Here is a 12,847-nt window from a genome sequence, read left to right as displayed (position 1 = left end):
GTTTTCCACGTTCCTCCGTCATAGGTATATAGTCTCTATGTTTCACGTGAAACAATCGCTTTTCGTCTCTGAGCCGCATACGAATAATTTCCCCCATACGAAAAAATTTGCCCCTGCTCCAACCAAACCGTCCTATCGAAAATCTGATCCATGAAGAAACGGTCATGCGAAATCGCGATAATCGTCCCTTCAAAATTCCGCAACGCTTCCTCCAGCACTTCCCGTGAAGCAATATCCAAATGGTTCGTCGGCTCATCCAAGAGTAGCGTATTCACCGGCTGATTCATAAACTGCGCCAAACTAAGCCGCATTCGCTCGCCACCACTCAGATTCGCCACTTTTCGAAACACCATTTCGCCGTAAAATAGGAACGTTGCTAACATATGTCTCGCGTCCCCTTCCACGACCGCCACTTTATCACGAAACGCCTCGATGACCGTCTGATTTTCATCCCCAACATCCACGTGCTGCGATAAATAAGCAATATCAACGCTCGGCCCCACATGCACCGTCCCGATATCAGGCTCCAGCTCACCAAGAATCAGCTTCAAAATAGTCGATTTCCCAGCCCCATTCTCGCCAACAATCGCAATCCGTTCCTTCTGCCTTACATGCCAATCCAGACTCTCAAACAAAATCTGCGTCCCGAATTCCAACCCAACCTGATCGAAAATCACCACATCTTTCCCACTACGTTTTGACTCCTCGAATTCCAGTCGCATGTTTTTCTGCTCCAAAGCTGGTTTTTTCAGGACCTCAATTCGATTCAGCGCCTTCTCCATATTTTTCGCTCGACGGAACAGCGCAGCATTCGGCGGATTAGCTTCCATCGCCCACTGCCGTAAACGTTTGATAGCCTGTTTCATTTTCTTAATTTTCTTCTGCTGATCCTTATAATCCTTGAATTCCTTGAGCAGCCGCTCCTCACGCTCCACTAAATACCCCGAGAAATTCGTGTAATACGTGATCAATTCCTTATTTTCGAGCTCCACAATCTTCTGGACAACCTCATCCAAGAAATACCGGTCATGCGAAACAACCAACACCGTCCCCCGATATACCCTCAAAAATTGCGTCAACCACTCCACCGCCTTTAAATCCAGATGGTTCGTCGGCTCATCCAGCAATAGCAAATCCGGTTCCTCAAGCAACATCTTGGCAAGCGACACCTTCGTCCGCTCCCCACCACTCAACTGTTCCCAAGCCTTATTCGCCAAATGTGGGATCCCCAGCCCATGCAAAATTTTATCCATATCCGTATCCAAATTATAGCCGCCCAGCTCGATAAAACGCGCCTGTTTCTCGCCGTAATTTTGCAGCAACTTCTCGCTCGTATCCTGCATCATTCGGCTCTCCATCGCTTCCAGTTCCGCCTGTAAAGCCAACACATGCCCAAACGCCGTCCTCAGAAAATCACGCACAACCATTGTTCCCGTCACGTTCGGCATCTGATCCAGCAAGCCCACCGTCGCGCCCTTCCGAACCGAAACAATTCCTTCATCAGGGATCTCGATTCGCGCGATAATCTTTAGGATCGTACTTTTCCCCTCACCATTTCGACCGATGAGCCCGATTCGTTCCCCCTGCTCCACCTGTAAACTAATCTTTTCTAAAATCAAATCCCCAGTAAAGCGTTTTGTTATATTATTTAAAGCTACTATTGTCATAATTCCTACTCCTCATCATTGTGCGAGAAGCATTTCATCCTGTGGCTCCATTTTTTTTCAAAGCTGAACAAGCCATTTCAGCACTTCATTCAGATCCGGCGTCAATGGCTAGCTCCTCGAAAACTTCTCGCCCTCCGCAAAAACCAACACCAGGTTTTCACTGCGGCCGCTCCAGTTTTTTTCGGAGCTGAACAAGCCATTTCAGCACTTCATTGTTTCACGTGAAACAATCATTATTTGGTATAACAAAAAAACTCAAGCAAATCCCTAAGAGCCCGACACAAAGTCAGATTCAGCATTCGAAAGGATGTACACTCCGTCTCGAATTGGGATTAGTCCTGAGTTTTTCAGTTTAGATCTAGCTTCAATGGCTAACTCCTCGATAACTTCGCATCTTTCGCAAAAACCAAGACCGGGTTTTCACTACAGATGTTCCAGTTCTTTTCGGAGTTGAACGAGCCATTTTAGCTTTTCAGTTTAGATCTAGCTTCAACGGCTTACTCCTCGATAACTTCACATCTTTCGCAAAAACCAATAACAGGTTTTCACTGCAGATCTTCCAGCTTTTTTCGGAGCTAAACGAGCCATTTTAGCTTTTCAGTTAGGAATCCATGCTTCTCTTATTTTTCCGATATTCAGTTACGCAAATTGGACAGACTTGTGTCCTGTAACTGAAAAGATGGAAAAAATGGCACGGATGATACTGCATAAATTGGCAACTAACTTCAAACGTGCTATCGAGAATTTCATGGATTCCTCACCTCTTTCCGTTTCTAAAATATGCTTTTAGAATACTAGGTTCCGCTTGAATTGTCAAACCTTATTTTTACGCTTTCTCTTTTTTCCTATAAAGAAGTGTCACGGAAGTCAAAATTGCTAACAGACCAACGAGGACTAGCCAGTTGCTCGATGATTCGTCGCCCGTTTCTGGAAGCTCTCCAACTTTTTCTGGACTTTTCACAGTTGCAGTTTCTTCCACTTTCGCGTCTTGCCCATTATCCACGTTAGGTGCTGGTTTCGGGGCTGGCGCATCATTTGCATAAATATAAACGACCTCTTGTGCCGTTTCTGAAAACGTGCCGCTAGAATCGCCTTTCATCTCTTGCAGTGTATAATCTGTGATATCTTTCTCCGCAAAGTCATAACTCTCACCAAATTTCCCAGTGAGCTGCACGTTATCCGCAATTTTTTCACCCTTCGTATCTTGATAAATCGCCGTCACTGGCTGTGGAATCGCTGCAATACGGTTCGTGAGACTTGCGACAGCTGCATTGACCTCCGCCTCCGTATATTTCTTCCCGCCAATCAAGTTTGTTAAGTCGTTTTTTGCCGTTTTTAAAGCCTCTACATTCGCTGTGTTACGCTCAACTTTAGACAAGATGAAATCAGCTTCGTCAATCGCCGCAAACGCTGGTGTAAGGTCAATAATCGTTAACTCTTTCTCCAAAATAGGATCGTAACTTGGGCTAATCGCCATTTCAAAGTTCGCACCTAGAATCGCAACATTCGCTTCGTAAAGATTGCTCGCCTTGTTAATAAGGTTTTCAAGCTCGGACACTTTGGCGCTGGCGATACCTTTACTATACTGAATCCGCTGCAAATGATGTTTCGCCAACTCTTTCGCGCTTTCTACAGAATAACCATTAACCTCTAAAATCGCCGTTTTCGTCCACAACAGATTCGACGGTGAAACACTGCTTATGTCGGGCTCATTATACGTTTTCCCATCGCGATCGAAGGCATACAAGAACATTCCCGACAAATCGTTCTCCCGCACATATTTCGCCAGCTGATACATGTTCGAATCCTCATATGGAAGTTTCGTGTCATACCAACGATTCCGATCCTGCTCCTCTGGGAAAGTGAGGCCTGGCAAGAACTTATCCTTCGAAATGTACGGCGCATAAGCATTCGACGACATCGCAGTTCTATCCGTGCCACTGCCATACTGCTGGTACGCCAACATATCAAAACTATCACTCACATTCTCGAACGGAGCCATCGTTTCGGCATTGGTATCGTATAAAAAGAGCGTCCCGTTATTCGCTTTCGGACCAATATATTTCGATAGCGCCTTGATAACACCATCCGAAATTTTCACATCGGCTGCACTTGGATGCGTTTCCATATCAATATCTAGCCCATCCAAACCCCACGGTGTCATCAATTCCTCCAACAAAGCCTTAGCATAATCGTCAAACTCTTTCTCAGTTGGAAAACTGCCTGCGTGTGGCACGGTCAATAATTTAGAATAGTCAAAACCACGAATCAACTTGACTCCACGCGCGTGCAATTCCGGTCCATATTCCGTTTTTAGCTTATCAAAAAACGGTTTTGCAAGCTCCTCCTGACCCGGCGGCACGTAACTAAAAACGTTGACAACATTGATCCCATAAGGAATATCACTCATACTAATCCAGTTTTCATCCGGTAAACTCGTATTAACCCCCTTCATCTCAACATCCCGCCAAGCCCGATAATAAACCATGAAATTCTTATTCGTGATCTGCTCCTCGGCCTTCACACTTCGCGATGGTAGCGAAAACATCGGAATCAAGCTAACACATAACACAAAAACAATCGAAAAAATCAAGCTCTTCTTACTCATGAAAAAACCCCTTTTCAATTTTGTCTTCTAATCTCCTCAAGGCACGCTGAATAAAACTAAAATTTCAAAAAAACGCTTACATAACAATTTTAGCATAGCTATATCTGGATTATATAGACAAATTAAAGGTGTTAGTGGACAAAGTATTGTTTTTACTTGTAGACAAAGTAGGATTTGTCTTCTTCGATAATCACTAATTCTTGATAGCCACCTATTATATCATTCATTCCCGACATATCAAGCGCAGTATAGTTCACCGGTTCCATTTTGCTATTAAACTCCATAATTCCCTTCCCATCAAAGCCATAACAGCGGTTATCGTAATAATAAGAACCCTCATAATAAGTCGGAATCGTGTAATATTCACCTTGATTTGTAGCCAAATTATACTTCAAACAAAAATTCCCATAACCCTCACCCATTTCGCCGTAATAGAAAACATACAAATTCGCTTTACCGTCGTAGCAAAATGAATTAGCGTCGTCAATAGGAAGAAACTCGTCAGGCAACACACGCACCATTTCATTTTGAATAGGCTCCCATTTTAATAACGCGTACATACTATACCCGTTTAACTGGCTGTCTGAATGTGTATGATATACCCCCTCCTCATGGTACAGCAAATAAGCTAGCCCACCGATTACCAAAAAACCTGTCAAACCTTCGCCTACTAGCGCATAACTACTAGCACTATCACTGAAACTCAAAATATACAGGCCCTCATCATCTAGCCAATCGCTGACAATAAGAAATACTTCCCCGCCCTCCGTCAAAATAGCCTTACATATTGTAAAAGTTGGCTGACTATACGTATACGGAAATTCCAAAAGCAGATCACCATGTAAAATTTCTATCGTACCATTCTTAATCGTATATGTAGCTGGTCCTCCTCCGTTTTCAGAATACAGATAGAACTCATTCTCCAGTAATACGTTTTCAGTGATTTTCATTTTGGATTTTGCCCTCCTTAAAATTTTGATTTCCCATCATATTCTTCTTGTATTCGTACAATTCTTCTTTTTGAACTGGATTTTCCTCTATCGCAATCTGCTGATCTAATGCATTTCGAAATTCTCTCCAAGCTGATTTACGCTTCGCAAGTTAGGCTAATCTGTTCGCTCCCCTCGTCTGGGCTGTTACATACGTAGAGAAAATCGTTTATAAGGCCATTCATCGAAACATGCCCTCCCCAAAACATCGAGAAGAGCACGTCCCAAAACTACTTCCGCACAACCGGTATCCAAATCTCACTTTTATAATCTGGCTTACTTGTATCAGGACTCTCATTCCACAAGATTTCCGGTCCCGGAACAACTTCATAACCCGACGTTGGGAGCCATTCTGAGTAAATCCTTGCCCAAACATCCTGCAATGCTTTAGGAAATTCTCCACACGCCGTGAACACTACCCAAGTTGAAGGTTCCACCACTAAAGCTTCCCATTTTTCCGGAACAGCCATCGTCGTAGCAACACCAATGTATTGATCTAACTCAGCGCCTTCCTCTCTACCCTCACCAAAGTTCGTTGAAGCACAAATGATTCCCGACGGCTGAATATTCGATAGTTTTTTCAACGCCACAAAGTCTTCTGGTTTTAGGCTTGCCCACATAGAATCCATCTGCGGATTTACGCCCTCATACACTAGTTTAATGCGCTTGCTAATCCCGACAATTTTAAAAGCATCTTTTGTTTCAATCCGATAATCCATTATATTTCCCCCTTGTATTTTCAATTGGAAGGTCATCGGCAGAAAAGTTTTTAAGTGCGTGTTCTCTTTTTTAGCCTGCGTAGGCGTGACGTGGTGCATCGACTGAAACGCTCGGGTAAAAGCATCAGGCGACTCATAGCCAAAACGCATCGCAATATCGATAATTTTTTCATCACTATCTTTTATCAAAATGGCTGCTACGGCTAATTTTCTTAATCGAATATACTCGCTAAGCGGCATTCCTGCAAGGTATGAAAAGACCCGTCTGAAATGATACTCCGAACAACACGCGATTTTCGAAAGCTCTTTGTAATCCATTTCGTCCATCAAATGAGCTTCAATATACTGCATAGCTAGATTCATTTGCTTAATTGTATCCATTCCTATGACCTCCTTAAAGCGATTTTATCAAAAATATAACAAGTGCTCCCGTCATTATCGTTGCATATAGTGACGATTATGTAGAGTATCACCAAAATTAGATCTCACCACATTTCAGTGATTATTCAGTGTTCTCACTTAAAATTTTTCTTGAAATAGCCAGATACTCTTTTTTGGTAAATTGAATTATAGAATCGTCAAATGCATCTATAAAAACTTTCTCAATCTTATCGGCGAGTTCAAAATCTGTAATCTCACGTCTATTTAAAAAGTAAACAATTTGATTTATTTCTGAGTCATACTCATCTGAAGGAGCAAATGGAAGCACTTCAATCGGATCCCATTCATCAATGACATCCTTTACTTTATTTCTCATATTTCGATTCTCCTTTGACTTAAATTCGATACAGCTCATTCTTTCTACATCCTCTATTACATGATAAAATCCACGCTTATCTTGTGTTCTCTAGGCAATCACTCATAATCAAATTGAAAAATCTCCGCCAAATCAAGATCATACCCTCTTACAATAGCTTTATTAACAACCAGCGTCTTCTCCTTAGAACCAAACCTATCCTGCCAGTATAGCGCCATTGGCTGATTTTCTGGAAATTTATTAATACGTTCTAAAAATTTTTCATACATCTCTAAATTATCAGGAATCGCAGTTTTCTTATTCCTTGTCATACAATCCAACCGCGCCAAATTTTCTGCTGTCATTCCGCCCTTTATTGTTTTTATAACACCGATAGCGCTTGGTTTTCTGTCATCACTCAGTGCTACAAAATAGGATGTACCTCTTCTTGGCTTGAATAGTTTTTTGGCAGAATCACCTTTTTGAGGAAGAAACAGAATATCACCTTGGTTTGCATAGCTATGGAGTTCGGGTGAATATATGCTAACCAGAATTTTATCGTATCGAATCATTATGTACCTCCTGAATTTGTACTGTGCTTTAACTCAAATTCTCAAATTTAGAACCAGCTATCTCAATCTCATCAGCCTCAATCAGCAATAAACCTTCCATGAACTCTAATGTGAAATTAAATTTAGCGTCAAACCCATCGTAGAAGCGGTCTCTAGCTTTGATTAATAAGCTTTGATGCTCCGAATCACCATAAACTATGGACAACAATTCCCGCTTTTCGCCATACTCATAATCACTCGTAGCATAACGACTGTCCTCATATCCATTTACAAAATAAAACACGCTGACTTTCCTAAAAATAACATTCACCTTCTCACCATTATCAGGATATACGAGATTCAGTTTGATTCTATTTAGCAGAATATCGACGCTATGTCTTTCAATCAAAGCTTCTTCTATACCGTTCAATGCTTTAAGCAGCTGCATGTTACACCTCCGAATACTCTCATTTTTCTGTTTTGCTTTTTCCACTCTGTATAATAATCAAACCCAAGCAAGTATCTTAGGCACCGCATATACCACAGTTGCAATAAAAAACAGGCACACAACGAGCAACGCAGCTATTTTCCTTCGTGTTTTATAAATTTTCGTCTTATAAATAACAAGCATAACAACTACTATTATAAAATTGCCTATTAACGCCATCAAACTCGCTTCTTGATACATTTTTGCCACTCCCTTCAACTACAAAAATATCACTACACTCACAGTAATCAGCAACCAAAACGTGAATAATACGCCCCAAAAACTTTTCCATTTCTCGTTTTTAAAATTCACTAACATGAGACATGCACTTACAATAAATATGTAGAGAAAATCGTTTATAAGCTCAATCATGATTCACCTCTCCTTTGGCGCACAGTCACCTTCATCCACCAAACACCGCCTTACCACTCTCCCATGCATTTTTTAATAGCACAGACCCTAGACCTAGAAAAAACACCACGCCTATCATTTTTTTAATAATGGAAGTTTTGCTATCAAGTACAATAATCCCGACAACAGAACTAATAATCCCACCAACCAAATATAAAATAAATCCCCACATGCTTCATAACTCCTTTGCGTCACTCATAATAAATAAAAGTATCCACCACATACTTGGCATAAACCCCAACAATCAACAAAAATACACAAATCGAGCTGAGGGTTAGCCACTTAGTATGTCCGTAGGCTTTCATTGCAAAATAAAGTACCACAGTGACCAAAAACAGAAGCAAAAACACCGCAAAATAAACAAAACGATATATATTTGAAAACTCCATTTCCCACCTACCTCGACGTTATATTGTTACATAAAAACCTAGACCAACGATTAGTAGCCATACACCCAACATGATATACGAAACTCCTCTATCAAGAGCACCCCATTTAAATTTCTTAATACCTATTAAAACTAGTATCATAATCATCAATAACAAATGTATAGATATATTTAATAATGAATCCACAAAGACCCCACCGCCTATATGTATGTTATTTCTTCATAAATCAGCCTACTTCAACAATTATCTTACATACAGCCCTTCCACATTACATATACCCTCTAAAAATTCTTTGGCTTGCTTCTCCTCAGCCAAACAGGATACATACAAATCAGTTATAAATAAAATCAACTTTAAATCACAAAGATAAATCGTAACTTCTGTTTTATCCCTTAGAGCTTTCTTTAAAATTGCCGGTAAATCCATTTGCTGATCTAGCTTTTTTCCTTTGCGTCCTATATTTATTGAGAATGCCTTTGCTAAACTATTTCTATTTTTCGCTAAATATACATTTCCCATCTCTTCTGCTGGAATCTTCGCGAAGCTTTCTCCGTGACCCTTTCGCAATTCTTCACTTTCAATATACAGGTCATGACTATAGCCCATAATGGTAAGAATCACTTTCAGAAAACGCATTTCGTACTTCTTGTGCTCTCTTACATTATTACGACTGCCGTTCCTATAATAAATATTGAAATAACTGTCATAAATATACGTATTCATCATCGGTTTTGGAAGAAAATCTACACCAAATGTTAATTCTTCATTTTCTTCAAATATCTCCATTAGTGGTATATCTTCACCTATTTGATCAATACCTTTAATATTGAACTTGCTAATAACTGCATTTTCTTTCTTTAACAAGTTAATCCCTCTTTCTTCTCAAAATACAAGCCCCCCTCAAAACTCGAGAAGAGCCTGTTCCCATCTTACCTCGCTTGCTTCCGAAGTTTCTGCATCATATCTTGCTCAACGCTACCACCAAATCGAACCGCAATAATGTCTTCTTTTTTAATCCAGCAAGTGCCATCTGGGCGTCCTTCATCGGTGACTAGACTGACTTCCAAGCCTTCATAATCACTCCCAACGATAATCCCCGCAACCTGAGCCTCGTCTCCTAGGATTTCGATACCCGCAATTTTCTCGTTTTGATACACATGATCCACCGCAATTTCGAATTCGGGTTTATATCTTTTGCTATGTTGCCAATATAGTAATCAAGTCAGCACATCTTCAAATAAAACTCATTTCTTTATTTTACTCTGCTAACAATAAGTGAGCGTATTTCATAGCTATGTTTTTTTTGTATGCTTAAGGTAGGAAAGATATTGGGTAGAAATCTCGTGAATACTTTGAATATAATCAGGCATTTCAATCAATTCATCATATTCCTGAATGTAGGTAATGTATTCTATTGCAAGCGACGCAATGATTGCTGATTGTAAACGTATGTTTTTTATTTGAATATTTTGGACTTCTGCATACCTGACATATTCTTCTTGTAAAATATTTTTTATGCTTGTTTCAATGTCCATACCCTCAATATGTAGTTTCTTTAAAGTTTTTATATCTACGATAATTGTAGATATCGATTCGCGAAGTGAACTCCACAATACATCATAATCTTCGTTATTCTGGATTCCTTCGAGACGTTCTGCCACTCCGGCTTGGAACTTGCTTAAATGTTGATGAACAACTTTCTCAGCTAGGTCATACTTATCAAGATAATGGCTATAAAAAGTCCCTTTACTAATTAATGCCTTTTCAATAATTAGCCTAACTGTTACTTTTTCAAAAGGCATCGTCTTTAAAAGCTCAAAGAAAGTATATTCAATATTTTTTTTCGTTTTAATTACTCTTAAGTCTTCTTTTTTAGGCATTTTTATTCCTTTCGTACAATATTATATTTTTATGAACTACATGTATAGTTATTATATCACATAGTATGATACTGTCCATTGTAATAATTCAAAAATCTTTATAATATAGAGATATTAAAAAAATTATATTTTATAAATGAGGAGGAAGAAACATGGAAGCTAACAAAATTAAAGGTGAAAGTAAATCAGTTGTACTGGATAATGGTGCTGAACTCACATATTGTGAATATGGCAAAGAGAATAAAGAGGTGCTGATTGCAGGTGCTTTTTATTTTCACACTCTAATGCCAGTAATTGAAGGACTTGCTAAAAGATATCATGTATATGGTGTTGTTATGCGTTTTGATGGTATTACCGATGAATTGAATCCAGATGGTACAACACACTGGGGTAGGCAATGGGGAAAAGATATTTACGACTTCTCTCAAAAATTAGGTATTACAAAATTTCATTATAATGGAAAATGTCATGGTACAGTGCCAGGCTGGTATCTTGTAAAAGAACATCCAGAAGTACTAGAAACCTTTTCTAGCTTCTATTTGGCACCTCATCTTCGCAAGCAAAACAGTAGAAAATGGTTTGATTTACTTGATGGAGAGGATCCTACTAAGATGATGGCTGTAGCAATGAGAAAACCTGAAGGTCTGAAAGCTAAAATGGAAGAAATGGCTGCACTCGGTGGCGGTGCTCCGAATCCGGCAATAGAAGAGTATGCCACATCACCTGAAAAAATATGGGCAACTCAGGAAGCGTGCAAAGAGGCACTTGAGAACATGTCCATTCCAGTAGGATATATGTTTGGTACAATCGATCCCCTATTTGAAGATTATTTCGATAGTAATATGTACGCAATGAGGAATACAAAAGGTAGTAGAGCAGTAATCTTAGGTGGTGAATGCCATCTGATGGAACTTGACTGCCCAGATAGGGTTGTAAATGAAGTGTTCATGTTTATTGATGAAAGTAAAAAAAGCTATTAGTATTCCACATAATTTGTAAAATGATGGTGTTGCAAAACTAAAAATTTGCAACACCGGGAGTGTAAAATAAACTGTGTAAATAATGAATCCTAGGTTCATTGTTTATGCAGTTTTTCTTTTTTGGTACAATGAATAAAAAACTTGAAAGGATGAGAACACGATGCCAAAGAAAAAGCCTGATCCTAAAACCGTTGCCCTTGCGAAAGCCATTGTGGAAGAATACCAGCCGGAGTCTGTGGAAGAGATGCAAAGTGCCCTGAAAGACGTATTTGGACCGCTCTTTGAGCAGTTATTACAAGGAGAAATGGAACATCATCTTGGGTATAGCGCGCATTCTCGTGAAGATAAGGAAGATGATAATCGACGTAATGGTTATGGGACTAAAACGGTGAGAACAAGCTATGGCGAAGTTCCTATTGATGTGCCACGAGATCGTTCTGGTACCTTTGAACCGCAACTTATTCCGAAGCGTCAGAAAGATGTCTCCGCGATTGAAAATAAGGTGTTAGCTATGTATGCGCGTGGCATGTCACAACGAGATATAGCCAAGACAATCGAAGATATTTATGGTTTTCAAATTTCCCATGAAATGATTTCAAACATCACAGATACAGTCCTATCAGAATTAGAAACGTGGCAGAGTCGCCCATTGTCTAAGTGCTATGCCTTTTTATTCGTAGACTGCATGTACGTAACGATTCGAGATGGTTATGAAGCCAAAGGCTACGCCGTCTATACCATTCTAGGCTATACGCTGCAGGGAGACAAAGAAATACTCGGCCTTTGGCTCAATGAGAGTGAAAGCAAAAATAGATGGATGCAAATTTTTGATGAATTAAAAGCGCGTGGTGTAGAGGATGTTTTCTTCCTTTCGATGGATGGTGTATCTGGTTTAGAAGAAGGCGCTAAAGCTATTTTCCCAACAGTGGTTGTCCAACGTTGCATCGTCCATCTCGTTCGGAATTCCCTTCGTTACGTCCCATCCAAAGATTATAAAGCCTTTACGGCTTCGCTTAAGAAATTGTATGGTGCGCCTTCACTAAAAGCGTGCCAAAGCCAATTAGAGACCTTTCGACAACAGTGGAGTCAGTATCCAGGTGCCATCGATGTTTGGGTACGGAATTTCAAGCATGTGGAACAATTATTTGATTATGGCAGCGCCATCCGTAAAATCATGTATACCACGAATGCCGTGGAGAGTGTCCACGCCAGTTTTCGAAAAGTCACAAAGAAAGGCGCCTTCCCACAGGAAAACGCCTTACTCAAAGTCCTTTATTTACGCGTGAAAGAACTACATTCGAAATGGTCAGAGGGACACATTCAAAACTGGTCGCTTGTCATGAACCAGCTCCTTCTTTTGGATTCCCTTGAGAATCGTGTGTCGCATTATATCTCTATTTCTTAATTACACACTTTTCTTGACAAACCCG

At 40.0% G+C, this 12,847-nt stretch carries 14 protein-coding genes; 2 read left to right on the top strand and 12 right to left on the bottom strand.

All coding sequences use genetic code 11. The features are described from left to right. Positions 1-35: 35 nt before the first annotated feature. From abc-f to UE46_RS00305, 12 genes are all read right to left on the bottom strand, one after another. Positions 36-1,667, bottom strand: a complete 1,632-nt coding sequence (abc-f, locus tag UE46_RS00360) for a ribosomal protection-like ABC-F family protein (RefSeq protein ID WP_036060562.1) — start codon at positions 1,665-1,667, stop codon at positions 36-38. Between the two features lie 826 nt (positions 1,668-2,493). Further along, positions 2,494-4,275: an EndoS/ChiA family endoglycosidase gene (locus UE46_RS00355; protein ID WP_118907325.1), complete on the bottom strand. Its 1,782-nt coding sequence runs from the start codon at positions 4,273-4,275 to the stop codon at positions 2,494-2,496. Between the two features lie 152 nt (positions 4,276-4,427). Beyond that, positions 4,428-5,225, bottom strand: a complete 798-nt coding sequence (locus UE46_RS00350; protein WP_036060559.1) for a hypothetical protein — start codon at positions 5,223-5,225, stop codon at positions 4,428-4,430. A 269-nt stretch (positions 5,226-5,494) separates the two neighbouring features. Continuing rightward, on the bottom strand, positions 5,495-6,364 hold the full coding sequence (locus UE46_RS00345) for an AraC family transcriptional regulator (protein WP_036060558.1): 870 nt from the start codon (positions 6,362-6,364) through the stop codon (positions 5,495-5,497). A gap of 121 nt (positions 6,365-6,485) precedes the next feature. After that, positions 6,486-6,740: a DUF1871 family protein gene (locus UE46_RS00340; protein WP_036060557.1), complete on the bottom strand. Its 255-nt coding sequence runs from the start codon at positions 6,738-6,740 to the stop codon at positions 6,486-6,488. A 98-nt stretch (positions 6,741-6,838) separates the two neighbouring features. Continuing rightward, positions 6,839-7,291 carry a hypothetical protein gene (locus UE46_RS00335; RefSeq protein WP_036060555.1) on the bottom strand — a complete coding sequence of 151 codons (453 nt, stop codon included), beginning with the start codon at positions 7,289-7,291 and terminating at the stop codon, positions 6,839-6,841. Positions 7,292-7,319: 28 nt separating this feature from the next. Further along, complete coding sequence (locus UE46_RS00330; RefSeq protein WP_036060554.1) at positions 7,320-7,718, bottom strand: YxiG family protein; 399 nt, start codon at positions 7,716-7,718, stop codon at positions 7,320-7,322. A gap of 57 nt (positions 7,719-7,775) precedes the next feature. Continuing rightward, complete coding sequence (locus UE46_RS00325; RefSeq protein ID WP_036060552.1) at positions 7,776-7,958, bottom strand: hypothetical protein; 183 nt, start codon at positions 7,956-7,958, stop codon at positions 7,776-7,778. Positions 7,959-8,160: 202 nt separating this feature from the next. Beyond that, entirely contained in the window at positions 8,161-8,340 is a 180-nt protein-coding gene (locus UE46_RS00320; protein ID WP_036060551.1) for a hypothetical protein, read from the bottom strand. Positions 8,341-8,800: 460 nt separating this feature from the next. After that, the gene (locus UE46_RS00315; RefSeq protein WP_036060549.1) at positions 8,801-9,421 is read right to left on the bottom strand and encodes a hypothetical protein; all 621 of its coding nucleotides are present in this window, start codon (positions 9,419-9,421) and stop codon (positions 8,801-8,803) included. A gap of 65 nt (positions 9,422-9,486) precedes the next feature. Further along, a complete protein-coding gene (locus UE46_RS00310; RefSeq protein ID WP_143812857.1) occupies positions 9,487-9,723 on the bottom strand; it encodes a hypothetical protein in 237 nt (78 codons plus the stop codon). A gap of 126 nt (positions 9,724-9,849) precedes the next feature. After that, positions 9,850-10,437, bottom strand: a complete 588-nt coding sequence (locus tag UE46_RS00305; protein WP_118907324.1) for a TetR/AcrR family transcriptional regulator — start codon at positions 10,435-10,437, stop codon at positions 9,850-9,852. 152 nt (positions 10,438-10,589) lie between these two features. Between UE46_RS00305 and UE46_RS00300 the strand changes: the two genes are divergently transcribed. Together UE46_RS00300 and UE46_RS00295 are read left to right on the top strand one after the other, a co-directional pair. After that, complete coding sequence (locus tag UE46_RS00300) at positions 10,590-11,417, top strand: alpha/beta fold hydrolase (RefSeq protein WP_036060544.1); 828 nt, start codon at positions 10,590-10,592, stop codon at positions 11,415-11,417. A gap of 160 nt (positions 11,418-11,577) precedes the next feature. Next, positions 11,578-12,822 (top strand): IS256 family transposase, encoded by a 1,245-nt coding sequence (locus UE46_RS00295; protein WP_036060542.1) that lies wholly within the window; start codon positions 11,578-11,580, stop codon positions 12,820-12,822. Positions 12,823-12,847 lie beyond the last annotated feature (25 nt).

The sequence above is a fragment of the Listeria weihenstephanensis genome (assembly GCF_003534205.1).
GTDB classification, from domain to species: Bacteria; Bacillota; Bacilli; order Lactobacillales; family Listeriaceae; genus Listeria_A; species Listeria_A weihenstephanensis.
Note: the sequence above shows the minus strand (reverse complement) of the source record. Positions and strands in the feature narration are given on the sequence as shown.